At 36.2% G+C, this 23,093-nt stretch carries 22 protein-coding genes and 1 tRNA gene; 6 read left to right on the plus strand and 17 right to left on the minus strand.

Annotated elements, in window-relative coordinates:
• Positions 1-110: 110 nt before the first annotated feature.
• The 8 genes from ABWU74_RS02655 to rpsD all read right to left on the minus strand — a co-directional run bounded on the left by ABWU74_RS02655 (position 111) and on the right by rpsD (position 4,939).
• The gene (locus ABWU74_RS02655; RefSeq protein WP_209472889.1) at positions 111-1,226 is read right to left on the minus strand and encodes an FtsW/RodA/SpoVE family cell cycle protein; all 1,116 of its coding nucleotides are present in this window, start codon (positions 1,224-1,226) and stop codon (positions 111-113) included.
• On the minus strand, positions 1,223-1,939 hold the full coding sequence (gene ubiE, locus ABWU74_RS02660) for a bifunctional demethylmenaquinone methyltransferase/2-methoxy-6-polyprenyl-1,4-benzoquinol methylase UbiE (protein WP_209472888.1): 717 nt from the start codon (positions 1,937-1,939) through the stop codon (positions 1,223-1,225). Before ubiE ends, ABWU74_RS02655 begins: the two co-directional genes overlap by 4 nt.
• A gap of 53 nt (positions 1,940-1,992) precedes the next feature.
• Positions 1,993-2,856 (minus strand): lipoyl synthase, encoded by an 864-nt coding sequence (gene lipA / locus ABWU74_RS02665; RefSeq protein WP_209472886.1) that lies wholly within the window; start codon positions 2,854-2,856, stop codon positions 1,993-1,995.
• Positions 2,849-3,163: a 50S ribosomal protein L28 gene (gene rpmB / locus ABWU74_RS02670; RefSeq protein ID WP_006279619.1), complete on the minus strand. Its 315-nt coding sequence runs from the start codon at positions 3,161-3,163 to the stop codon at positions 2,849-2,851. The genes lipA and rpmB overlap by 8 nt, the downstream gene beginning before the upstream one ends.
• Positions 3,164-3,200: 37 nt before the next feature.
• Positions 3,201-3,542, minus strand: a complete 342-nt coding sequence (locus tag ABWU74_RS02675) for a DUF721 domain-containing protein (RefSeq protein WP_010082513.1) — start codon at positions 3,540-3,542, stop codon at positions 3,201-3,203.
• Positions 3,543-3,997: 455 nt separating this feature from the next.
• A complete protein-coding gene (gene iscX, locus ABWU74_RS02680; RefSeq protein WP_007552114.1) occupies positions 3,998-4,198 on the minus strand; it encodes a Fe-S cluster assembly protein IscX in 201 nt (66 codons plus the stop codon).
• Between the two features lie 30 nt (positions 4,199-4,228).
• Positions 4,229-4,315 (minus strand) — tRNA-Leu (locus ABWU74_RS02685).
• Positions 4,316-4,324: 9 nt separating this feature from the next.
• Positions 4,325-4,939 (minus strand): 30S ribosomal protein S4, encoded by a 615-nt coding sequence (gene rpsD / locus ABWU74_RS02690; RefSeq protein WP_010962555.1) that lies wholly within the window; start codon positions 4,937-4,939, stop codon positions 4,325-4,327.
• Between the two features lie 113 nt (positions 4,940-5,052).
• Here rpsD and tkt point away from each other — a divergent pair, with 113 nt between their 5' ends.
• Entirely contained in the window at positions 5,053-7,125 is a 2,073-nt protein-coding gene (tkt, locus tag ABWU74_RS02695) for a transketolase (protein WP_353289386.1), read from the plus strand.
• Positions 7,126-7,340: 215 nt separating this feature from the next.
• Positions 7,341-7,592 carry a hypothetical protein gene (locus tag ABWU74_RS06690; protein WP_264373793.1) on the plus strand — a complete coding sequence of 84 codons (252 nt, stop codon included), beginning with the start codon at positions 7,341-7,343 and terminating at the stop codon, positions 7,590-7,592.
• Between the two features lie 351 nt (positions 7,593-7,943).
• Here the strand turns inward: ABWU74_RS06690 and ABWU74_RS02705 are convergent, their stop codons facing one another.
• The 7 genes from ABWU74_RS02705 to ABWU74_RS02735 form a co-directional block, all read right to left on the minus strand.
• Positions 7,944-8,117 carry a hypothetical protein gene (locus ABWU74_RS02705; RefSeq protein WP_353289387.1) on the minus strand — a complete coding sequence of 58 codons (174 nt, stop codon included), beginning with the start codon at positions 8,115-8,117 and terminating at the stop codon, positions 7,944-7,946.
• Between the two features lie 77 nt (positions 8,118-8,194).
• On the minus strand, positions 8,195-9,628 hold the full coding sequence (locus ABWU74_RS02710) for an ankyrin repeat domain-containing protein (RefSeq protein WP_353289388.1): 1,434 nt from the start codon (positions 9,626-9,628) through the stop codon (positions 8,195-8,197).
• 142 nt (positions 9,629-9,770) lie between these two features.
• A protein-coding gene (locus tag ABWU74_RS02715; RefSeq protein ID WP_353289218.1) for an IS5 family transposase occupies positions 9,771-10,560 on the minus strand; the annotation gives its coding sequence in 2 pieces (ribosomal slippage) (positions 9,771-10,298 and positions 10,300-10,560; 789 coding nt in all).
• Positions 10,561-10,590: 30 nt separating this feature from the next.
• Positions 10,591-11,055 carry an ankyrin repeat domain-containing protein gene (locus tag ABWU74_RS02720; protein ID WP_353289389.1) on the minus strand — a complete coding sequence of 155 codons (465 nt, stop codon included), beginning with the start codon at positions 11,053-11,055 and terminating at the stop codon, positions 10,591-10,593.
• A 132-nt stretch (positions 11,056-11,187) separates the two neighbouring features.
• Positions 11,188-12,351, minus strand: coding sequence for a multidrug effflux MFS transporter (locus ABWU74_RS02725; RefSeq protein ID WP_353289443.1), 1,164 nt, complete (start codon positions 12,349-12,351; stop codon positions 11,188-11,190).
• 394 nt (positions 12,352-12,745) lie between these two features.
• A complete protein-coding gene (locus tag ABWU74_RS02730; protein WP_022626257.1) occupies positions 12,746-13,561 on the minus strand; it encodes a hypothetical protein in 816 nt (271 codons plus the stop codon).
• A 57-nt stretch (positions 13,562-13,618) separates the two neighbouring features.
• Positions 13,619-16,963, minus strand: a complete 3,345-nt coding sequence (locus ABWU74_RS02735) for a glycoside hydrolase TIM-barrel-like domain-containing protein (RefSeq protein ID WP_353286384.1) — start codon at positions 16,961-16,963, stop codon at positions 13,619-13,621.
• A gap of 281 nt (positions 16,964-17,244) precedes the next feature.
• Between ABWU74_RS02735 and ABWU74_RS02740 the strand changes: the two genes are divergently transcribed.
• Positions 17,245-18,255: a hypothetical protein gene (locus ABWU74_RS02740; RefSeq protein WP_316658771.1), complete on the plus strand. Its 1,011-nt coding sequence runs from the start codon at positions 17,245-17,247 to the stop codon at positions 18,253-18,255.
• On the opposite strand, the gene dcd is transcribed toward ABWU74_RS02740, so the two are convergent.
• Entirely contained in the window at positions 18,256-18,813 is a 558-nt protein-coding gene (gene dcd, locus ABWU74_RS02745; protein WP_006280485.1) for a dCTP deaminase, read from the minus strand.
• Between the two features lie 141 nt (positions 18,814-18,954).
• Between dcd and ABWU74_RS02750 the strand changes: the two genes are divergently transcribed.
• Complete coding sequence (locus tag ABWU74_RS02750) at positions 18,955-19,971, plus strand: substrate-binding domain-containing protein (RefSeq protein ID WP_353289390.1); 1,017 nt, start codon at positions 18,955-18,957, stop codon at positions 19,969-19,971.
• Positions 19,972-20,019: 48 nt separating this feature from the next.
• Here the strand turns inward: ABWU74_RS02750 and ABWU74_RS02755 are convergent, their stop codons facing one another.
• Complete coding sequence (locus tag ABWU74_RS02755; RefSeq protein ID WP_353289391.1) at positions 20,020-21,234, minus strand: hypothetical protein; 1,215 nt, start codon at positions 21,232-21,234, stop codon at positions 20,020-20,022.
• Between the two features lie 141 nt (positions 21,235-21,375).
• On the opposite strand from ABWU74_RS02755, the gene ABWU74_RS02760 reads away from it, so the two are divergent.
• Positions 21,376-22,311: a TrkH family potassium uptake protein gene (locus tag ABWU74_RS02760; protein ID WP_353289392.1), complete on the plus strand. Its 936-nt coding sequence runs from the start codon at positions 21,376-21,378 to the stop codon at positions 22,309-22,311.
• A complete protein-coding gene (locus ABWU74_RS02765; RefSeq protein ID WP_353289393.1) occupies positions 22,284-22,835 on the plus strand; it encodes a potassium transporter TrkG in 552 nt (183 codons plus the stop codon). The genes ABWU74_RS02760 and ABWU74_RS02765 overlap by 28 nt, the downstream gene beginning before the upstream one ends.
• The last annotated feature ends 258 nt before the right edge of the window (positions 22,836-23,093 follow it).

Genomic DNA, 23,093 nt, shown 5'->3' on the forward strand with positions numbered 1-23,093 from the left:
TCTGAAAAATTTCCACATAACTCTTTCAGATTTCATAATATCTCTTGCCACTCATCTGAACAGATACCCATTTTGGAGGGATACCAATAATAGTTGTGAGCGGTACAAGTTTAGTCCATATACCTTCCAAGCATAACACGCTCACGAAACTTTAATGCGATAGCTTGGTTTCTACTAAAAGACAGCATTATGCCAAGTGCGATGCTCGAAGATAAAAGAGAAGAACCACCATAGCTAAGTAGTGGCAGGGTTATGCCGGTGGTTGGAAAAACACTCAATGTTACCCCTATGTTTATTATGAATTGTGTGATGAATTGAATTGAGATACCGAGAATCACTAACAGATTAAATAATTCATTTTCCCTATATGCAACGTAAAGCAAGCGGGCGGAAATGATACCAAATAACATCAATGTGGCTAAGCACGTAATCAAACCAAATTCTTCTGCTAAAACAGAAAACACAAAATCTGTATGACAATCAGGAAGAGAGGCTTTTACGCTACCTTCACCAGGTCCAACTCCAGTTAATTGACCTCTTTTAAATGCTTCTAATGATTTTGTGACTTGAAAGTTATCGCGCTGCGCAAAAAAGACAAAATTGTAAATCCTTTGCTTTATATGCGGGAGACATAAGTAAGCCGTGGTAATTCCAGTTGTGACCACTCCTATTATACATAGAAAGTATAAAAATGGTATACATGCAATAAACATTTGACCAATAAAAGAATATGTTAAAAGCATGGACATACTGAAATCAGGTTGCAAAAGTAACAACACAAAAACTAACAGAAATATTATGATTGATATGTGCATTTTAAACCTCATTTCGCTGGCCAAGATACTAGCTATAACAACAGAAAAAAATGGCCTTACGAACTCAGATGGTTGAACAGAAATTTTGACAATATGTAACCATCGTTTCGCACCTTTTACCTCTATACCAAGTATTATCGCAATTGCTACTAGAATAGTAAATAAAATGAAACCTGCGAATGAGAGGTTAAGTATAGTTCTTGTGTTGAGAAAAGAAAATGTCACCAAGGTAATTAGTGACAGGACTATATAAATTGTATGGCGCCGTATAAAATAATCCTGTGGCAGAAAAAGACGCTGCGCAATTACAGGGCTTGCTGAATAAACAAGAATGAAGCTTATAGTGAGCAAAAAAAACACTGGAAGGATGAGATAATAATCCAGCGTTCTATACCAGAGTTTAATATTCATTTTGTTCCAATGTGTAATGCCACTATTCCATAGCTCATATTATGAAACTCAACATTCTTAAAGCCTACCTCTTCAATTTCCATTTTAAAATCAGCCTGAGTTGGAAACTCTCTAATGCTCCTCACTAAATATTCATAAGAACTCTTGTCTTTAGCAACTATGCTGCCAATTTTAGGAATTACTTTAAATGAATATAAGTCATAAAGTTTGGTAAATATCTCATTTTGATAGTGCATAGGGGCAAATTCTAAGCAGATAAATTTCCTATGTGGTTTTAATACCCTGTGCGCCTCATTTAAAGCCTTCTTGCGGTCAGAAACATTTCGAATGCCAAAAGCTATTGTGCAATAATCAAATTCGGAGTCTTCAAATGGTAAACTTTCTGCACTTGCACATACCCAATCAAAATTAATTTGGTTTGAATTTATAGCTTTATCACGTCCTCTGTTTAGCATGTTTTGATTTATATCGCATACTGTAACCTTAGCACTTGGCTCTTTTCTTACTACTCTTATTGCTATATCTCCAGTTCCTCCAGCAACATCTAAAACCTTAGAGTTTTTTGTAAAATGCACACTATTTACCATCTTATCTTTCCATAATCTGTGCATTCCGAGGCTCATTATATCATTCATGGTGTCGTAGCGACTTGCCACGGAATCGAATACCTCTTTAACTAATTGTGATTTCTTCTCGATTTTTATAGTAGACATTACGTAAAAACTCCTTTATAATTAGTAAAAATTAATTTGAATTAACACAAATGTCAACGATAGGCCTTGAGCCTGTTAAAATCTTCTTCAGCGTGGTATGATGACCGAGTTAGTGGGCTTGATGCAACCACTAGGAACCCTTTGGAGTAAGCAATGTATTTATAATGCTCAAACTCTTCTGGGGTAACATACCTATCAAGTTTTGCATGTTTTGGAGTTGGTTGTAGATATTGACCAATTGTAATAAAATCAACCTCAGCACTGCGCAAATCGTCCATAACCTGCAGTATTTCCTCTTTTGTTTCTCCAAGACCAACCATAAGCCCTGACTTTGTGAAAACTTTAGGATTAATCTGCTTTACCATCTTCAGCAAATATAGTGAATGAAAATAGCGAGCTCGTGGTCTTATTTTTGCATACAATCTCGGCACTGTTTCAATATTGTGGTTATAGACATCAGGTGATGCAACAGCAATTGCTTCAAATGCTCCTTTCTTATTTAAAAAATCAGGAGTTAAAATCTCTATTGTTGTTTCTGAAGTTATCTTTCTAATTTCTTCTATGCACTGTATAAACTGATTTGCGCCACCATCTGGCAAATCATCACGATCAACAGAAGTAATGACAACATGTTTTAAGTTTAACTTTTTTATCGCTTTTGCTAAATTTTCTGGCTCATGAGGGTCTAGTTTATCAGGAATGCCAGTTGCAACGTTGCAAAATGCACAAGCACGAGTGCAAACAGAACCAAGAATCATCACAGTAGCATGACGTTTATTCCAACATTCACCAATATTTGGACATGCAGCCTCTTCGCACACTGTATGCAAGTTATGCAGTTTAACGATGTTTAAGGTCTCATTGAATACTTCACCGGTCGGAGCTTTTGCTCTGAGCCATTGAGGTTTGCTATGCATCTGAAACTGCTAACTCTACCTCTTGCTTTACTAAAACTTTTTTCAACCTTCTTTTTATCTTCTGCGCTTTCTCACTTAGTTTAATCGTTCTTGTGTTGAGCAAAAAAGCATCTAAATCACCTTTGTAATCTATAGTTCTCAAAGTTCTTGTTGCCACACGAAATCTAAACTTTTTATTCAATATATCACTTGTCAACGTAACCTTATGTAAATTTAAAAGAAAGGTACGCTTTGTTTTACGATTCGAATGTGATACCTTATTACCAAAAGATTTTTTTCTATTTGTTAATTCACAAACTCTACTCACTTCAATATACCAAATTATTCTATGTACTTAGATTACCTTATATAGTCAAATAGTCAATACTCTCTTGCTTAATTTTTATACCATATACTGCTTTATAACCAAAAAATATCGTAATTTTTTCTATTATAAGAGAAATCATATGCTGAATTTCCAATGCTTTACTGCCATTTGTTACTACCAGATGCAATACACCCGAATTTATATTCTGTGCATATGAGATCTTTTTCGGTTTTGTACACTCTGCTATTTCTTTCCCTACTATATTTCGCCAGTTTAAAATAAGACGTATTTCATTTTTACTAATCTTATTTTTCATGCATTTTAATGCATAGTTTTCAATTATAGACTTTAATTTTTTTGGACCGCTACGTTTGAGCATTTTTCTGTTTTTTTAGTAGGTAGATAATATAAAAGTATACATATAACTTGAGATTTTGTCATTACTGCTACATGTTTGTGAGATACCGTGACGGTATGACCATAATCGTCACTCCGCAACGCATATTGCATAGTCGTCATTCCGCGGCGTGTTCGCGGAATCTAGCTCTGGTCACGCTACTTAGATGACAACCTTCTAACTGCTTTACAAAGGCTCTACCATCTGGCCTCACACCGTAAAAGCAGTATTTTTATGCAAAACTTATCTCAACGTAGCACTTGCCAAGATCGTTCCATTTACCAAATTTTGTGCTGTCATCTTTGCCTCATAATTAACCTTATAGCTGTTTTAATTGTAATTAGTTAAATTATTATTAACTTGCCAGGCTAGATCCAAAAAATAGCATAATCAATATGCAAATTGTAATAGAAATCACGTTTGCGTATGGTTTATTGCTATGCGGTTAATCTTTCCTCAATCCAAGCTGCTTGAATAGCTTCGAGTATTTTTTCGTTACAGCGTTTTTCATCATCATCAAATTCCTCTAAACTCAAGACCTTTTTTTTAAGCTCAGTGAATCTGATACTAATTATATTCTCATTTGGAAATTTTTCCTCCAGAGCTTCCACAATATCTTCTATATCAAGCCATTTCATACTTTTTTGTATTTATCTGCTAAGTTAAATTGGTGCCCATGGGGAGACTTGAACTCCCAAGGTCGCAAAACCCACGGATTTTAAGTCCGCTGCGTCTACCGATTCCGCCACACGGGCTTTTTTTATCTATCTAGAGTAAAACTCTACTACTAAATTGACTTCCATGTCTGCTGAATAAGGAACCTCAGAATATTGAGGTGACCTCAAATACTTCACTGAATGCTCTTTACTATCTGCTTCTAAATAATCCGGAGCCTTGCGCTCTTGTTTTTGTTCAGCCTCTACTACTACAGGGATTTTTGCTGCCCTTTCTCTTATTTTTATTATATCACCTGGCTTCACTCGATAACTCGATATGTTAACCACCTTATCATTAACTGTAACGTGCTTGTGAGATATGAGCTGCTTTGCTGAGTAAATTGTTGGAACAAGACCAGAGTGGTATAAAACAGAACTTAATCTCGATTCTAAGATACCGATAAAATTATCAGCCGTATAACCCTTTCTGTTATAAGCATCTAAAAATGTACGTCTGAGCTGCTTACTTGAAATCGCATAGTAAAACTTAAATTTCTTATGCGCAGCAAACTGCTTACCAAAGTCGGATAACTTCTTGAATCCAAGAATACCGTGTTGACCTGGAGGGTATTTCCTTTTGTTTACTGGGTCTTTAGCTCTACCCCATAAATTTACACCAAGTCTACGGCTAATCCTATACTTTCTAGTGATAACAGTTGTCATATAAAAACTCTCACGATTTAACTTTAGATTATTAAGGATTTTAGCACTCAGTGTCAACTTGTTTTTGCTGATATAATCTTTTATACTTCATTTTTAAGTTTTTCTATTAACACATGAATCATTCACATTTAAAATCTATGGCAAACGCCATCCGTTTTTTATCAATTGATGCAGTACAAAAAGCAAACTCTGGACACCCAGGTATGCCACTTGGCATGGCAGATGTTGCAACTGTTTTGTTTGCTAAATATCTGAATCATAATCCTGATGATTCTAAATGGTTCAATAGAGATCGCTTTGTTTTATCAAACGGTCATGGGTCAATGTTACTATACTCAATATTATATTTGACAGGTTATATTAGCATAGATGAGCTAAAAAACTTCAGACAAATGGGATCCAAGACCCCAGGTCATCCAGAGTTCGGCTTGACTTCCGGGGTAGAGGCAACAACAGGCCCGCTCGGTCAGGGGTTTGCCGCTGCTGTTGGCATGGCACTTGCTGAATCGATACTTGAAAAGCAGTTTAGAATCAATCACTACACTTATGTGATGCTAGGGGATGGCTGTCTTATGGAAGGAATAAGCCATGAAGCAGCATCACTTGCTGGGCATCTTAAATTGAATAAGCTTATAGCTCTTTTTGATGATAATGATATTTCTATAGATGGCGCTACTTGCCTTTCCTGTTCTGATGATGTAGAGAAACGCTTCTTAGCGTATGGATGGAATGTTGACAAAATTGATGGCCATGATTTTGATGCCATATCCCTTGCAATAGAGCAAGCAAAAAAGTCTGATAAACCTACAATGATCTGCTGCAAAACTATTATCGGAAAATTTTCAAGCCGTGCTGGCACATCCTCTGTTCACAGTGGTGCTTTTTCGGAGGAAGACATAAAACAGATGAGAGAGAAATTAAACTGGAATTATGAACCATTCCATGTACCAGAAGATGTGAAAAATGCCTGGAAGAAAACTGTTGAGAGAGCAAAACAAAACTACACGATGTCATTCCAGCGCGTGACGCTGGAATCCAGGAAAGAAGAAAAAGAATGGATCCCAGTGTCAAGCACTGGGATGACAAGAGAGAGTACTGGGATGACAGAAGAGAATGCTGGGATGACATGGTATCATGCAGAACTTCAAAGACGGTTAGATAAACATCTACCAGATAATATCGCTGGTGTTTTAGCTGACCTGAAGAAACAAATATGTGAGCTAATGCCAAACGAAGCTACTCGATCTTCTTTCGGCAGAGTAATGGAACTTTTAACTGAGTCTATGCCGGAATTAATCGGCGGTTCTGCTGATCTTACCGGGTCAAATTGCACTAAATATGAGCACATGCAGGTAATAAATAGCAATAATTATAGTGGCTCTTATGTCCACTATGGAGTGAGAGAGCACGCTATGGCAGCATGTATGAATGGTATGGCACTTCACGGCGCGATTCTTCCTTATGGCGGCACTTTTTTGGTATTTTCCGACTATTGTCGTCCTGCTATACGTCTTTCAGCTCTGATGAAGCAGCAGGTTATGTATGTCATGACTCACGACTCAATTGGAGTGGGAGAAGATGGCCCGACTCATCAGCCAATAGAGCATTTAGCCTCTTTGCGTGCTATACCAAATCTATATGTTTTTAGGCCAGCCGATGCAGTTGAAACTCTGGAGTGTGTTAGCATTGCACTCGAAAAGAAAGAATCTCCAGCACTGTTTGCGCTCTCAAGGCAAAACGTAAGTTACATGCGCAAGTTCTACTCTGATATCGATCAATCTGCTAATTTATCGAAGTTTGGTGCATATATTTTGTGTGAATGTTCAAAAGAATTAAAAGTGACGATATTTGCTACGGGGTCCGAGGTTGAAATTGCAGTTGAAGCAAGGGAGAAATTGCAGGAAAAGGGTATAGGTACAAGGATTGTTTCTATGCCATGCTGGAGGCTTTTTGACGAGCAAAGCGATGAATATAAAGCGGCAATATTAAATAATGACAGCATTAAAGTTGCAATTGAAGCCGGAAGTGAAATGGGTTGGCATAAATACATAGGTTCAAACGGTATATTTATTGGCATGAAAAGCTTCGGAGAATCAGCACCTTATAAAACACTTTATGAGCATTTTAATATCAACGCTGATCATGTGGTAAAATGTGTGTGTGAGAAGTTAGGTTGCATTCAGTAAACCTCTTGCATAACCATATGAAAGCCCACTCTTCTTTGTCATTCCAGCGCGTGACGTTATTTCCATCCAAGATGGTGTCATTCCAGTGCTCCTTTTTTTGTCATCCCAGTGCGTGACACTGGGATCTAGCCTTTATTATTTGGTTGAAATTAAGTCTTCTGGATCCCAATGTCAGCTACTTTCATGACATCATCATAAAGTAAAATGAGATCCCAGTGTCACGCACTGGGATAACAGGAGAAGGAGGCTACTTAGAGAGGATGTCATTCCAGCACTTGACACTGGAATCCAGTTTTCCATCCAAGACGGTGTCATCCCAGTGCTTGACACTGGGATCCAGTTTTCTTTACAAATTCACCAAAAGTGTTTCATTCTATAACGCAAAACCCATACTCACCAAACCCAATGCATTACTTGCAATTAAGTTTCCTGGATCCCAGTGGGCTTTGTTGCATCGCTACTTATGAAAGGCTAACTATAGTTAGGATTATAAGTAACCTATTGAAAATCTTGTTTTTTTGCAATCAATCTGATCAAATTTAAGAATAGTAATTTATTATTTACATTAATAAATTTAATTCTATTGAAAATAGCTAAAGCATTGAAATTCTTGAATTTTAGCCGGATTAGTGAGTGGTAGTGAAATTTCTTTTACTCAAATTTAGGTATTCACTGACCGTTCTTGTTATAAATACCAGAATAATAAGCTACTGATATTCTCCATCTTTTTTATCTTTAATCCATCATAGCTAGCGATGCAACAAAGCCATTCCAGTGTCAAGCACTGGAATGACACCTTTTCCGGTAGAAGATCACTATCAAATCACATTGCTCTGGTCATTATGATCACCATTATTTTGTTCAACTGATTGATCGACCCCAGGTGAAGAAGAATCATCATAAGGTTGTGTGTCAGACTTTTCTTCGTCAGACCCAAACAACCATGAAAAAAAACCACCAAAAAATGATGCAATTAATGAAAAAAGCTTCATAAGTATACTAAACAAACTACCAAAAAAAGAGCTCGGCTGTTCTTCTGTTTGTGCAGGTTCTGTGGAAGCAACAGGACCTACATCGTTGTCTTGTACATCAGTTCCTTGTTCTGCACTGGTGGTGCTGGTTTTTCCCCTTCTTTGCTATTATCTGATTGTAGTTCAGTATCATCACCTACTCGTTTTTCTTCCTCTTGACCCCCTTCACTATCTGTCGATGATCCACCCGCTGAACTATCATCAGATTTTTCTGCTGGTTGCAATAGAGTTTTTATTCCTTCATCAGTGGCTAATTTGAAAGGAGTATTTCCATCTTCATTTTCTATATTAACATCTGCTCCTTTTTTTATTAAGAATTTTACTGTTTCCGCAGAGGCGTTTGCTGGACGATCTGCATAACCCATAAACACTTTATTTTTTGTAGCAAAATGTAGAGGAGTCCATAGATCGTTATCTTGTATATTAACATTCGCTCCTTTTTCTAATAAAAGTTCTGCTATATCCGTATAACCTTCTCTAGCAGCCCAATGCAAAAGAGTATGTCCATATGAATCTACTGCATCAGCATTTGCTCCCTTGTTTAATAAAGCTTTAACTATATCTTTATGGCTACTATTGTAATTATATTCCATCATACTCTGAAGAAGTGATTCCATTACTGTATCAACCTTTGCTCCATTATTTAATAAAACTTCAGTTGCATCTTTATGACCATAGAAAGCAGCTTCAAATAAAGGAACCCTTCCATCTTTATCTGCTATATTAACATCTGCCCCTGTTTGTATTAGAGCTCTTACTATTTCTACATTGCCCTTTCTAGCAGCAAAATGTAAAAGAGTTTTTCCATCGTTGTCTATTGAATTAACGTTTACTTTTTTACTTAATAGACTTTGAACTTCCTCATAATTATCACTTTTAACGGCTGAATACAAAACTTCGATGTCCTTTTGCGTTTCTTCTAGAATTTTTACTATATGTTGCCTGCCTTGTTGAGAGGCAAGATTTAAAGGAGTGCTGCGAGTATTATCTAGTGGAGTAACATAAATTCCTTTTGCTTCTAATAGAACTGTTACTATTTGCTGATTGTAACTTTTAGCAGCTTCATGTAAAGGAGTCTTTCCATCTTTATCTACTGCATTAACGTTGATTCCTTCTACTTTTAATAGAGCTTCTATTATGCTTGTATCGAGTGGTTGCGTTTTGTTGGCTTCGTCAACAGCAACATGTAAAAGAGCGCGTCCAGTTTCAGACTGTGCATTAACATCTGCTTTGCTATCAATTAAAAGCGAGACCATATCTTTGTTTCCTTTGGCAATAGCATGCCGTAAAGGAGTAAATCTGTTTCCATCTAAAGCATTAACATCTGCTCCTTCACTTATTAGACGCTTTAATCCATCAATATCACCTCTTTCAACAGCCTCAAATAAAGCAGCATTTTGTGGAACTTGGCTTTCTTCTTCATCATCTTGCAATACTGGACTAGCATCATCAGATTCTTCTGCGGATTGCAATAGAGTTTTTATTTCTTCATCAGCGGCTAAACCTAAAGGAGTATTTCCATTATCATCCTCTGCATTAACATTTGCCCTTTATCCAATAGAGCTTGCACCACCTGCTGATAACCACTTTCAGCAGCAAAGTGTAAGAACCTGTTTAAAATCTCCTCAATAGAATAGAAATGAAGGAAAGAACAACCATTTGTAAGCTAGTGTTGAGTTTCCGCTCGCAATTTTTCCACAAACGCCTACATTTTTCCAACCAAGCAAAAGATCGCTCAACAACCCATCTTTTTGGCAATACAACGAAAGAATGTAATTCACTCCGCTTTATTACCTCAACAGTTGCACCAATAGTAGCTTTTATTTGAGTTGCAAAATTTTCTCCTGTATAGCCAGCATCAACCAGTATATTTTCAACTTCAGAGAGGTTTTTTTCAGCCTTTCCCACCATTTCCACAGCACTGCTACGATCAGTTGCTTCTGCTGTTGTTATATGAATTGCGTGTGGCAAGCCTTGCGTATCAACTGCAATATGACGCTTTATGCCTGAAATCTTTTTACCTGCATCATAGCCCTTTTTTTCAGCAGTATCTGTGTTTTTAACGCTTTGGGCATCAATTATACAGAAACTGGTTTTCTCTTTCCGACCATTGCTGATACGAACCTCTCCAACTAATTTTTTTTAAGACTATTTCCAGCAAGCTTGGTTCTGCTCCATTCTTTTTATTCCACATTTGAAAATAGTAATACACGTTCTCCCACCTCGGAAAATCTTTTGGCAGCATTCTCCACTGGCAGGGGCTTTTTAGGACATATAGCACTGCACAAAATACATCATACAAATCAAGTTTCCTTGGTTTTGTTTTCTTTCTGCTACTCTCCAGTATTGGTCTAATTTTTTCAAATTGTTCTTGACTTATATCGCTTGGATAGCTTTTTTGCATAGATATACCTCTTTCTTAACTATGCTTATTTTACCTCATATTTTCGAGATCCTTAACAGGTTCTAAAGGAGTCTTTCCATCTTTATCTTGTGCATCAACATCGATCCCTTTTACTTGCAGTAGGGCTTCTGCTACTTCTTTATGGCCATTTTCAGCAACCCAATGTAAAGAAGTCTTTCCACCTTTATCTACTGCATTAACATTTGCCCCATTACTTAGTAAAATTTCTACTTCCTCTTTATGGCCATTTTCAACAGCCCAATGTAAAGGAGTCTTTTTATCTTGACCTACTGCATTAACATCTGCCCCATTATCCAATAGATCTTTTACTATCTCTGCATCGCCATTCGTAGCAGCATAATGTAAAGGAGTCCTGTTATATTCATCTACTGCATTAACCTCAGCTCCTTCACTTATTAGACGCTTTACTTTATTAGTATTACCTTTTATAACAGCAGAAAACCAATCATTATTTATACTTTGTAAATTACTCATCCCATACCTCCTGTAAAACTATATTGTTATGATAAAGTCGTTAATAATCTATGAGCTCTCACCCCCTGTAAAATTATATTATCATGATAAAGTCATTAATAACCCATGAGCTCTGGATCACGCAAATAATGGTTATTCCCTGTGTTTTTCAGTACATTTGAGCTGGCTGTACATAAGAATTGCAATTGTAGAGCATGCTATTGTTAATAGTAAATTTGGTAAAATACCATAGCGAAAAAATTTTCCTACTATATATATTCCAATAGCCCCAAACATCATATTGCAGAATGAGAGAACTGCACTACCAAGCCCTATACCTTTGATCGTTTCTAAAGCAGAAGTTACGTTATTGCTTATTATTAATGCAAGTCCGATATTAGCTGGAATCCAAGCAGTTTGAAGAATGAATATATTCAACTTGTCCGCGAAATAAAAATATACCAATAAACTATCGGATATTATCGGTAACACCAAACCTATTATTAGCATTTTGCTAACCCCTACTTTTGGTACATACCTTCTATTAATTAAAGTTCCAATTATGTAAAATATGACTATGATCGATATGAGGTAGCCAAAATACTGTACTTCAATGCCCATCGATTCAAATATGAACGGGTAGTTAGCAATGTATGCCCAAAGCCACATGAAAGTTAATCCATGAATGGCTGAAAACCCAAGGAAACGATAATTTCTAAATATTGATATATATTGCTTGAAGATATTAGTAGTTATGTTAGTTATACTGGTTTCATTTTTATTTACAGTGAGTGTTTCTTGTAACTTAAAGTAGATAAAAATAAGTATAGCAATTGCCGCGAGTGACATAATAAAAAACAAAAATTTCCAATGATACCCATGTGAAATTATATAACTGCCCACCACTGGAGCTATTCCAGGTGAGAGTGCCACAACCATATTTAATTTTGAAATTACTCTCGAGTATTCACTACCCGAGTACATATCCCTTATTGCTGCATACCCAACAACACCTGCAACACCAGCTCCTGCCCCTTGTATGAAGCGAGTTAGTATCAAGAGCATAATACTGTCGGCTATATAACACATGACACTTGCCAAAGTAAAAATTGTCATACCAATCAGCATCATTGGACGCCTACCATAATGGTCCGATAATGGACCATAAATTAAGCCAGATACCGCAAATCCAACTAGATTTAAGCTAATTGTAAGCTGCACTACACTGCCTTCTACTTTAAAATAATTGGCAATGCTTGGTAGTGCAACTGAGTATAGGTCAGTTGCCATATCGACAATTGCTACAGACAATATCATAATAAGAGAGATGATATTTTGCGAAAGAGCTGTTTTCACTTAATGATTTACTGGATTAAATATACTTAATTATAATGTATTTTTTTCATTAGTATATTAAATTAACTACTGAAATTAAGAGTAGCTATTCAAGAAAAAGCCTGTGAAGGCTCTATCCAGTAGGGCAGTGCCATGACTACTTGGATCTAGTTTCCATTATACAATTTCATCAAAGCAGTTTACTTACTTGCAATTAAGTTTCTGGATCCAAGTAGTCATGGCACTGGGATGACAGGAGAAGGAGGCTACTTAGATGACACCCTCCTAGTGGATTCAAATCACAATGTTCGTACAGTTATGTGCTTTGACACTGAAATCTTAAGCTAAAATCATGAAAAGCACGAATTTCAATATCTTACCTTTGATTATTCACTTTAAGCTTTAAGTCTTCAACAGAAGATGCATTTGCCTCACTTACTACCTTTAGTGGTTCACCAAGGCTATGTTCCACTTTTGTCTCAAATTTAAAGCCCAATTTTTCGCAAAGCTTCTGAAAATATTCAACAATAACATCAAACAAATTCTTACCACTTACTTTGTAGTTTTTTAGCTCTTTAGGAATGGTAAGAAGTACTTTACCATCTTCATATGTTACATTTTTATCTTCACATTTCAGTTTAAACTCCGCTGAACTGCAAAAACCTGGTGTTTCGATATATGTACAATCATCATAGTTAAGCATTTTTGTATATTTCATGCTAAAACTAAGCTTTATACAATTGGGTTCACGACAATCCATAATATACTCTCTTGTCATACAGTTGCTTTGCGTTGACAAATGAAAAGATCCAAGAGCTTGACTCATATCATTAGGAAGAAAATGAGTATATCCGCCCTGATAATAGTTATTTATTAACTCCTCAATAATAGAGTTATTGGGAATTGTTGCACCAACGTGTTTAAACATTTCTGTAAAAATTTGTCTGAGAAATGGACGATAATTCCCTTTTCCGTTTTCATCCCGTAGAATTAGATTTTTATGTTTTGAATACAGATTGTTAATAAATTCGTTAGTTATTTTTTGTCCGTTAATAGCAAGGCCGTGTGTTCTATTAAGATCCTTATATGTTCCCTCACCAGAAATTACTTCGTCCCAAGTGTTAGCTTTGAAATCAGCATATTTGAGCTTCTTCACTTCAGCTTTCAACGCATTGACCATTTCCTTTGACATGTTATATCTCTACCATTAATACCTGTATATTAATTCTAGCACTTACTTTATTAAATTTCAATTACTAAATGAATTTATCACTTTCACTTCCGTATTTTCCAGCGAGTCACCGTAAGTCACTGCTTTTAGGTAAAACTTTTTTCCCCTTTGCACTTCGAAAGATATTACTGAATCATCAAGCAGAGTAAATTTTTCACCTGCGGTGTGCTGATACTCTTTGGTGCCCTCTTGCCCTCTAATTAGGTTGCTAAGCTTATATTTATTTTTATCTATAAGTTCGGCACTCTGAAATTTTACTATCTCTTTTCCAACCAGTGCTAAATTGCTTACATTTATAGTACTAACATTAGTGCTTGTAAAACCCTCTTCTGTCATCCCAGTGCCCAGACACTGGGATCCAGGAGAAATATGGTCAAGCGCTGGAATGACACCATCACTTAAATAATGGTTATATGAAGAACTCAATACACCAAAACGTAACACTACTATAAGCCCCTCGTCGGTAGATTCCATTACATATCCGTAAGTAGACTGCTTGTTTGTGCTTGCGATAGGCTTATAATCCTTATCGTTGTACGAAATAAAGAGTGTTGCTCCTTTCCAATTCTTTTCCTCGCTAATTAAAGTAAAGCTTGTGGTATTATCTTTAACATGCGGTAAATCTATCATTTCTATGATGGTTTTGCTAACGTGAGAGGGAGGGTATTCCTTCAGCATAAGTGACCTTGTTGAAGGAAAAGAGAGCTTATATATAGAGCGATCATAACCAACGCCAATTACTTGAATGGACATGCTTTCAAATTTCGTTTTTATAATTCTCACCGTATGCTTTTTCTCACCGTCTAAAATCGTTATTACATCACTTGGCACAAGCCACGCATATTTTATCGACAGCTTGAAATTGTATATATTTCTCTCTTGCCACGAAGAATAAAGTAAAACCTCAGCTATATTTTGCGCCTCTCCCTCCTCCATAATGAGTGGTATTTCAACTGTTATAGCAGTGCCTTGCTTTGGCAACTCAGCATATTTAACATCAATTGGATAGCCAAAATTGCGGTTAAAGTAAACGATGTTAACTTTATTGTTTAAATCCAGTTGACTAATATTAACAAGTTGCATCGACTTTGAACTGTTATTGAAAACCATTTCACCAATTGGCATTACAGTTGTAACTCCCCTGCCCTTTTGGACAAATTTCAGTTTAGAGTCCTGTTCAACCACATCAAAAAAATAGCAACTTTGCAGCATTTTAATAATTGAACGTACCGATTGCTGGTCATTTATTACATATCCAGACAATAATCCTTTAACATCACTCGTATCGAACTGATCGCTTTTTAAACCTGCTTTTTGTAATAGATCCGATAAAACATCGGAAATATTAAGCTGTGAAAGCTTTCCCTGAATCCAATGTCCTGTCTGCCAATTATGGCAGTCAGTCCACATATCACACAAATTGGGGAAATAAGGAAATGGCCTTGCATCCCATGCCCAGAGAAACATTTTTTCTACCATTTCCGAGCTTTGCCACTTCTTTAGCGTTCCTTCAATTGCAATTTTTTGCGAAAGAAAGCTCACCTCTCCGTTTGAATATCGTGGATATTTGCTCTCTATGCTGCCTTTATCAACAAACACATTTGGCTCATTAGTGCAGCCGTTCATACTGGGAAATCCATACTCAGTAAACCATATTTTTTTCATTTTTGGTTGCCATTTCGTTTTACTACCACCTGGATTTATGTGAGTTTCACTCCACCATTTCTCTATATTTTTCCACGCATACCTGCTGTCGTTATACTTTACTTTTTCAGGTTCACTCTTTGAGTAATCATAGAAATAATCATACCCCACTCCACTGCTCCAACCACCCATTACATCTTCCGCGGAATAACCAAAAGGAGGCTCTGGACCATCAGTCAGTGGAAAATAAGCATCTATGCCAACAACGTCGATATACTCTGAAGACCACAGTTCATCCATATTATACCAACCATCATATGAATGGTATTCGCTCCAATCTGCAGCGTAGGTAACTGTTACTTCTTTTCCAAGATTAAGTTTTATCTGTTTTGCAAGTTTGACCAGCTCTATCACCACAGGATAATTACCTTGAGCATCTTTTACTCTGGTAAGCTGGACAAACTCAGACCCGATGATAAACCCTTCCACTTTAGTTTGTTTGGCAATGCTTGCATAATGCTCTATAAATTTGTTATATTGATTCTCAAAAAAATCACTTATATCCCCAGGGGTCCCGCTCAATTTTCCTCGCCACTCTTTGTTCTTTGTGTCAAGTAAGGGCATTGGATAGAGCATCACCTTGTAGCCTCTGCTGTGTAGCTCTTCTATATATCTTATCAACGCTGCATCACTAACTGTGCCACCATACCTTGGGTTTCCACTCGCATCTTTTGAAATTAGCTGAGCATTATCTCTGGTTACACCCCCTACTTGCCAATCATCAGGTAATATTGCGGAATCATCTTGAAATTCAACTGCAGGATATATTTTACAATCTTTAATGTTCAGATCATTCACAAACCAATTGACTACCACCGACACCAACTCAACATTTGGCAAATCTTCTTTTAATTGATCCAAAGAAAGCATTGCATCGCTCTTTTTAGTGTGGTTGTTGTGATTTACCCTTTGCGCCAGCCCATATGGGATATATTGGTTGCTGCTTATTTTCTCTTGCGCGATTTTCTTCTGTATTTTTGTATCATATACAAACTCACCTGAACCTGGTATGATATTGATATTCCGAATATTTTCCGCTATTGAAAACCCAACGGGCTTTAATGCAGTTCGCACTTCAAATGTAAATATCGGGACGCGATTGTTATAGTCTGCTAAAGGAAAATTCTTGATGACTATGTAAGATATTCCCCTATAAGCTGGCACATTCCCCTCTCCTTCAATTGATGACATAAATGGATCAGGATTTTGGTCTTCTCTGCCGCTGTAAAAAGTATAATCTATTTCATCAAAGCTAAGTGATGTTGTATCTGCCCAGATTCTGTTTAATTTTTCTACTTTCCCCTTGCAGATCGCAATTGCAAGCGTTGCGTAGTAATTATATGTAACGTTCATACCTCTTCCAATTTTGCTTTTGGTGGTTATCGCCTCTTCTTTTATTGGCTGTGACCAAATAATGTTCCCTGCAACACGAGCAGTGCCATAGATAATTGGAATCGTTCTGCCGTAGGTTGAGGTTTGAACTTGCAGATTTTTTAGTCTCGCACCATGCGTTACTTTTTGCTCGGCATCAAGGCCGAACATTGCCCCATCTAGCTGTGCACCAAGAAGAGCACCGAGTTCTGAGCCGATAATCCGGCCAATTGGACCAAAAATGCTGCCTGCTTGACCAAAAATTGATGATAAAATTATTGTAGACATGGTAATCCTCCTTTTGATAGATTTTTTTGAAATTGTTGAGAGAAGATCCAAGTGTCACGCTACTTGGATGACAAGAAAGTGGTACTGGGATGACAGATACTATGATAAGAAATTCAGCAGCTTACAATGGATAGTTGAAGTTTTTAATTAAGAAAAGCACACAAGTAAATCGTGTAGCTATAGTTATTGTAAGCAACAATGAAAAAGTGCGGAAGTGAAAAATTTATGTTGATTTTATATTAATTTTTAGTACAATTTAGCATTATAATCTGGGGGTACCAATGAAATTTGAAATGTCGGAAGAAAATAGTAAAAGAGTCTTGTCTGGTACAAAATGGATTACTAATGTTGGTCAAAACTATCTTACATCACTGAATAATAGCACTAAACCAACTAGTTCTGGAAAAAAATTAATCAATGCTTTTTTACTTGTTCCAATCATCGTGCCTACTGCTATAACAGCATTATCTCTTAGCTTAACTATGCTTTTTTTGAATGCTGTTAATGTTCAAAAAGATGATTCTAAATTATCTAAAGTAATAAAGTTTATAGTTAGCTCTCTAATCTATATAGCTGCTACCGTGGTTTTAATTCCGTGCATTGTATTAAATCTAATAATTTCACTGATACCTGGTCTTATTTTTTATTACATTAATAAAGACATGTTTAGTCAAAAAGACATAGAAAACAGTCAAGGTCAACCAGTAAATAAAGTTGAGATAAGTAATGATAAAGAATACAATGAGCGTGTTGAAAAAGAAGCTAGCATATTAGGAACTGACCAACATCAAAATAATGAAGAGCACGAGCAAAATGAACTAAGGAGTAATAGTCAAAGTAATTCAGAACAACACCATTCAGCATATAATCAAGCATTAGTAAGTAATGGTCAACTACATAATCAACCGACTGTAGAAGTAATATCTCGAGAAGTGGGTAATACGCGATTTGTAGACCAGACTGTTATAGCAAAGGATATAAATAATGATGGTATACGAGATGGTGGAATGATGATGCGAACAGTTGGAAATGATCGTAACTTCACTGCTTGTGGTGTTGTTACCGGAAATGCTACTAATAAACAAGAAGGTTTCGCTACTGCTATGGGGTTTTCATGTAACATTGTTGAAAATGGAATAGATTTCCAACTTGGCTGCAGTATGCGCACTGGAACTGACAAAAAGCAAGCAATTAAACATCTTAAGCAAAGTGAATCAGCGCGAACTTTGCTATCTGGTGATAGTGGAATATTGTCTATAGAGCAGTTTGGTAGCTCACAACGAAAGCAGTAATTATTTCACCAGCGGCAAAGTAATACCATGCTGATTCATATATTTTCCTTTCATATCATCATATGATTTCTCGCATTCACTTTCGCCGCTTAAAAATACGAATTGGCATGCGCCTTCATTAGCGTAAATTTTCGCAGGAAGTGGAGTGGTGTTTGAGAATTCGAGTGTGACATGACCTTCCCATCCAGGTTCTAAGGGAGTAACGTTTACTATAATTCCACATCTTGCGTAAGTTGATTTACCAACACAAATGACCAGTACATTCCTTGGTATACGAAAATATTCCACTGTACTTGCAAGCACAAAGCTATTTGGTGGAATTATACATACGTCTGTTTCCTTATCTATGAAACTATTCTCAGAAAAATTTTTAGGGTCCACGATAGCTGAATTAACATTAGTAAAAATTTTAAATTTATTATCCACTCTTGCATCGTAACCATAAGATGATAGTCCGAAAGATATAACACCTTTGCTGCTTTTGTGGTTCACAAAAGGTTCTATCATTCCAAAATTTTCAGCTTTTTCTCTTATCCATTTATCTGGCATAACTGCCATAATTGCCCCTTAAAGTTGTGTAATACTTACAATAATATAAAATAAAATTTAAATGTAAACTGTAGCTTTTGTCATGCAATTAAAGCTTTTCAGTTTGATTTTTTATTACAATAATTAGATTTATGTTCTTAACTAAAAATAATGCTTAGAAACTTTCTCCTGATTTTTGTATTCGTATTATTCACGCCGCTATCAAATGCTGATGCCAGGAAATACATCAGAATTGTTGGATCTTCAACTGTTTTTCCTTTTATCTCGTTTATAGCCGAAGAGTTCAACCGTGTATTCTCCTTTAAGACTCCAGTTGTGGAATCGATAGGAAGTGGATCAGGATTCAAAATGTTTTGCTCAGGAATAGGGGAAGACACGCCAGACATCACCACTTCATCTCGCCCTATGAAGGAAGTAGAAAGAGAACTATGTAAAAGGAATAAAATTAATGAAGTGATAGAAATCATCATTGGCTATGATGGAGTTGTCATTGCAAATTCAAATCAAAGCCATAGATTTGATTTCACAAAGAAGGACTTATTTGAAACTTTATCTGCATATTCTCAAGAAAATGATAAATTAGTAAAAAATAATAAGAAGTTTTGGTCTAATGTCAATCAAGCCTTACCAAAAACAGAAATTGAAATTTATGGTCCACATCAAAATACAGGTACATACGAAACTTTGGTTAATTCTATTATGCTTGATCAATATTCATGCATGAACTCGAGAATTTTCAAAGAGAATTATAAAGATCAGGAAGAAAGAAAGAAAGCATGTGGTAATATAAGGGATGACGGAAGGTATATAGAAGTTGGAATTAATGAAAATATAATAATACAAAAATTGAAAAGTAACAAGAACACCTTAGGGATATTTAGTTTCAGCTTTTTAATGAGGAATCAAGATAAAATACAAGGGAGCACAATTGCAGGAATTGAGCCAACTTACGAAAATATATCATCGGGAAAATATATATTAGCAAGACCTCTATACCTTTACATAAAGAGGGAACACTTGGATACTGTTGATGGATTAAGAGAATTCGTAAAAGAAATTATAGATTCAATCGGTATTGAAGGTGGGTACCTATCTAGGCTTGGTCTAATCCCACTTTCAAGTGAAGACATGAAAAAAGCTTCAGCAAAAGTTTATGATATAACGTGACGGTCTTTTATATTCTTTGTCCCAGCGCGGCGCGTTGGGATGACATTATTAACGTTGTACTTCTGTAAACGTTCTTTCTACACTTGGATCTTCTAAAACCTTAGCAATACCAACACCCATTAATACAACTGCTGCCAAAACTGTTAAAGCCAGTGCAACTACAGGATACGCTAGCACATAGGCTGCAACAGTACCAACTGCGCACAGTCCAACAACGCCCAGAGCAATTTTCCCTTTGTGTTCACTCCAGAAGGTTGTTTCGTTCTTTTCTGGGGTTTTGTTGTCTGCAGTTGGTGCAGAGTTTACGGTGTTTTGATCTAGATCAGTGTCATCTATAAAGTTAAGATCATCATTCTCAGACGGATCCTGATTGATTTCTTGTGAAAATCGAGTCGCATACTCTTTATCCCATGCTATCTGATCATTAATCTTGGCATTATCTAGTTCATTTTTACTAAGTTTTTCCTCAAATTCTTGAATCAAATCTTGAAAGCATTGCTCACCTACTCCAGGTATTTTAGCAAAACGTTTTTGTGCACATGTAAGTTTATCCATTACATAGTTATTTCCATTGGGCTCGAACCCAAGGAGCCCTGGAGAAGCAGCATCAAACATTAATTTAAAGCTTTCTTTTATCTTTTCCACATCTTCTTGGTTCAATTCTTCACTATATTCAACTTTCAGAGGATAAACTAAAAGGGCATCTACTCTTCCACTACTCCAATATACCTCTCGCTCTAAAACCCTTTCTACATCTTCACCACAATTCTCTAATGCTGCTTTAACTTGATCAATATCAAGGTTTTCTATTGCTTCTTGTAAGTTGGAATCAAGATCCTTTACCCTCTCGTGCTTTTCTATTTCTTGAATAACTCGTGCAAGAGCAAAATATTCTGTGCTATTACAGTCAATTTTTCCTTGAAAGCGTTTAAGATCATCTATTGTATCCGCAAAATATGGTTGACCTTCAAAAAATTCTATTACCTTGTAATCACACAAAAAATCATGAGTTTTTTGATCAGCTTTCTGCCAAATTAGTTCAATGATCTTTACTTGAGCTTTAATTGTAATGCTACAACACATAACAAAATCTAAAATGGTACCTTTGTCACTAGTCAAAGTCCCCTCGTGGCTCAAAACTGCTTGTATATCATTATGTTCATTATCGTCGAGTACGTTCTGGACTTCTTGAACACTGCCATTCCAGACTGCCTGTCTTAATGAACCTAGAATTTCTTCTTGTGCATCAGTTAATTCAACCATATCTTACCTCTAATAAAAATTTAATTATCACACATATTTACAAGTAAATCAAGTATATTGTTAATAACTGTTAATAAAGGCCAACAAAGTGCTTGACGTTAGAGTAGCTTTTATGGCTTTGTATAGCGAGGAAGTAACTCTATGAAAAATCATCAACGTTTACAAAATTTGCGTTCAATTGTATTTATTGTGGGAATATTCCTATTGCTGTTTAGCTTAGCAATGCTTATTCCTGCTATTACCAATAAGTATCTCAGCTACGAATGGAAAAATTTTCTCGCTGGATTCATAATTACCTGCACATCTGGCGCAATTTTTATTTTACTCGGTAAATTAAGTAGATTGCATGGAATGCCAGCAATTTTTGCGATTACTAGTTGCACCTGGATTGCCTTGTCTCTGTTTGCAGCTATTCCTTTCTATTTTGATAATCTGAGCTATGTTGATGCATTGTTTGAAACGATATCTGGCATCACAACCACAGGAGCAACTATATTTAATGATATTGAAAAGCAATCTCCGGGAATACTGCTGTGGAGAGCAATGCTACATGGCATGGGGGGTTTTGGTGTAATCACTTTAGGAATTGCAGTTTTTCCTATGTTTAAGGTTCTCAGCCTAAATAATTTACTTTATTCTGAATATTCAGATGCTACCAAAAGGAAGTTGCCGAACACGCGAAGCGTAGTAATTCATGTTACGGCAATATATTATGGCTTAATTTTGTTATGTATATTTTCCTATTATCTAGCTGGTATGCCACTATTTGATGCAATATGTCACGGAATGTCTGCTGTATCAACTGGTGGATTTGCTAACTATAATGATTCTATAGGGCACTATAATAATCCCATACTAGAAGCCATAACGATCGTTTTTATGATTTTGGGTTCTCTGCCTTTTCTTAGCTATTTAAAAATCATAAGACGGTTAGACATTTGCTATGATGAGCAGGTCTCTTACTTTTTTAAGATAGCTATTGTTTCATCTTTATTTGCTTGTTTTTGGTTGTATAAAAATGTTGATTTAGGAGTGTCATTATCATTTAGATGCAGCACATTACCATCACTTCCTTGATTACGTCAACTGGTTATGCAATCTGTAATCATATAGATTGGAGTTTCATTTCAGTCTTAGCTTTTTTTCTCACCTTTGTTGGTGGATGTAGTGGTTCTTCAAGTGGTGGTGTCAAAATCTTCCGCTTGATTGTTCTTTTAAGGTCTATAAGAAATTACTTTTACCTTTTATTAAACCCTGATGCAGACAATGGAGTAAAATTCAATGGAAAAACCCTGGAGAATGATGAAGTTCACTCTGTCTTTATATTTTTTGCAATTTTCATGTTAACGTTTACCATTTCATCAATAGTGATGTCTTACTTAAGCAATGCAGACTTTATAACTAGCATCAGTTCAGTCTCTGCAACGCTTACAAACTCTGGCCCGGGATTTAGTAATTTAATAGGTCCTTCGGGTAATTATTCCTCTTTCAGTAATGAAGTAAAATTATTTCTATCGTTTTTAATGCTGCTTGGCAGACTTGAAATATTGCCAATCTATTTTTGTATAGGCAATTTATTCTTATTTAATAGAAAGAAATAGTTGGTGAAGTTGTGAAATTTGATATTATAGCTAAACTGACTTACGACAATTTGAAAAACCGTCATTCCGCTACTCGTTAGCGGAATCTATACCGCGAATAAATCCACAGATGTACGAACATTGTGATTTGGGCACACCAGGAAGAATGTCATCCAAGTAGCCCCTTTCTCGTCATCCCGCTACTTGTTAGCGGGATCTATGCTAAGAGATACCGCGAATGAATCGCGGCATGACGGTTCGCGGCGGTATAGCTATAGA

This window comes from Wolbachia endosymbiont (group A) of Paraperithous gnathaulax, assembly GCF_964028485.1.
In the GTDB taxonomy this organism is placed as follows: Bacteria; Pseudomonadota; Alphaproteobacteria; order Rickettsiales; family Anaplasmataceae; genus Wolbachia; species Wolbachia pipientis.

What these genes read in the sequence shown, in the direction of transcription:
- ABWU74_RS02735 (WP_353286384.1), bottom strand. Translation starts at nt 16,963, where the DNA reads ATGTCTACAATAATTTTATCATCAATTTTTGGTCAAGCAGGCAGCATT.
- ABWU74_RS02655 (WP_209472889.1), bottom strand. Translation starts at nt 1,226, where the DNA reads ATGAATATTAAACTCTGGTATAGAACGCTGGATTATTATCTCATCCTT.
- tkt (WP_353289386.1), top strand. Translation starts at nt 5,053, where the DNA reads ATGAATCATTCACATTTAAAATCTATGGCAAACGCCATCCGTTTTTTA.
- rpsD (WP_010962555.1), bottom strand. Translation starts at nt 4,939, where the DNA reads ATGACAACTGTTATCACTAGAAAGTATAGGATTAGCCGTAGACTTGGT.
- iscX (WP_007552114.1), bottom strand. Translation starts at nt 4,198, where the DNA reads ATGAAATGGCTTGATATAGAAGATATTGTGGAAGCTCTGGAGGAAAAA.
- ABWU74_RS02705 (WP_353289387.1), bottom strand. Translation starts at nt 8,117, where the DNA reads ATGAAGCTTTTTTCATTAATTGCATCATTTTTTGGTGGTTTTTTTTCA.
- lipA (WP_209472886.1), bottom strand. Translation starts at nt 2,856, where the DNA reads ATGCATAGCAAACCTCAATGGCTCAGAGCAAAAGCTCCGACCGGTGAA.
- ABWU74_RS02750 (WP_353289390.1), top strand. Translation starts at nt 18,955, where the DNA reads ATGCTTAGAAACTTTCTCCTGATTTTTGTATTCGTATTATTCACGCCG.
- ABWU74_RS02720 (WP_353289389.1), bottom strand. Translation starts at nt 11,055, where the DNA reads ATGAGTAATTTACAAAGTATAAATAATGATTGGTTTTCTGCTGTTATA.
- ABWU74_RS02765 (WP_353289393.1), top strand. Translation starts at nt 22,284, where the DNA reads ATGCAGCACATTACCATCACTTCCTTGATTACGTCAACTGGTTATGCA.
- ABWU74_RS02755 (WP_353289391.1), bottom strand. Translation starts at nt 21,234, where the DNA reads ATGGTTGAATTAACTGATGCACAAGAAGAAATTCTAGGTTCATTAAGA.
- ABWU74_RS02675 (WP_010082513.1), bottom strand. Translation starts at nt 3,542, where the DNA reads ATGCTCAAACGTAGCGGTCCAAAAAAATTAAAGTCTATAATTGAAAAC.
- ABWU74_RS02730 (WP_022626257.1), bottom strand. Translation starts at nt 13,561, where the DNA reads ATGTCAAAGGAAATGGTCAATGCGTTGAAAGCTGAAGTGAAGAAGCTC.
- ABWU74_RS02725 (WP_353289443.1), bottom strand. Translation starts at nt 12,351, where the DNA reads ATGATATTGTCTGTAGCAATTGTCGATATGGCAACTGACCTATACTCA.
- ubiE (WP_209472888.1), bottom strand. Translation starts at nt 1,939, where the DNA reads ATGTCTACTATAAAAATCGAGAAGAAATCACAATTAGTTAAAGAGGTA.
- ABWU74_RS02740 (WP_316658771.1), top strand. Translation starts at nt 17,245, where the DNA reads ATGAAATTTGAAATGTCGGAAGAAAATAGTAAAAGAGTCTTGTCTGGT.
- dcd (WP_006280485.1), bottom strand. Translation starts at nt 18,813, where the DNA reads ATGGCAGTTATGCCAGATAAATGGATAAGAGAAAAAGCTGAAAATTTT.
- ABWU74_RS02760 (WP_353289392.1), top strand. Translation starts at nt 21,376, where the DNA reads ATGAAAAATCATCAACGTTTACAAAATTTGCGTTCAATTGTATTTATT.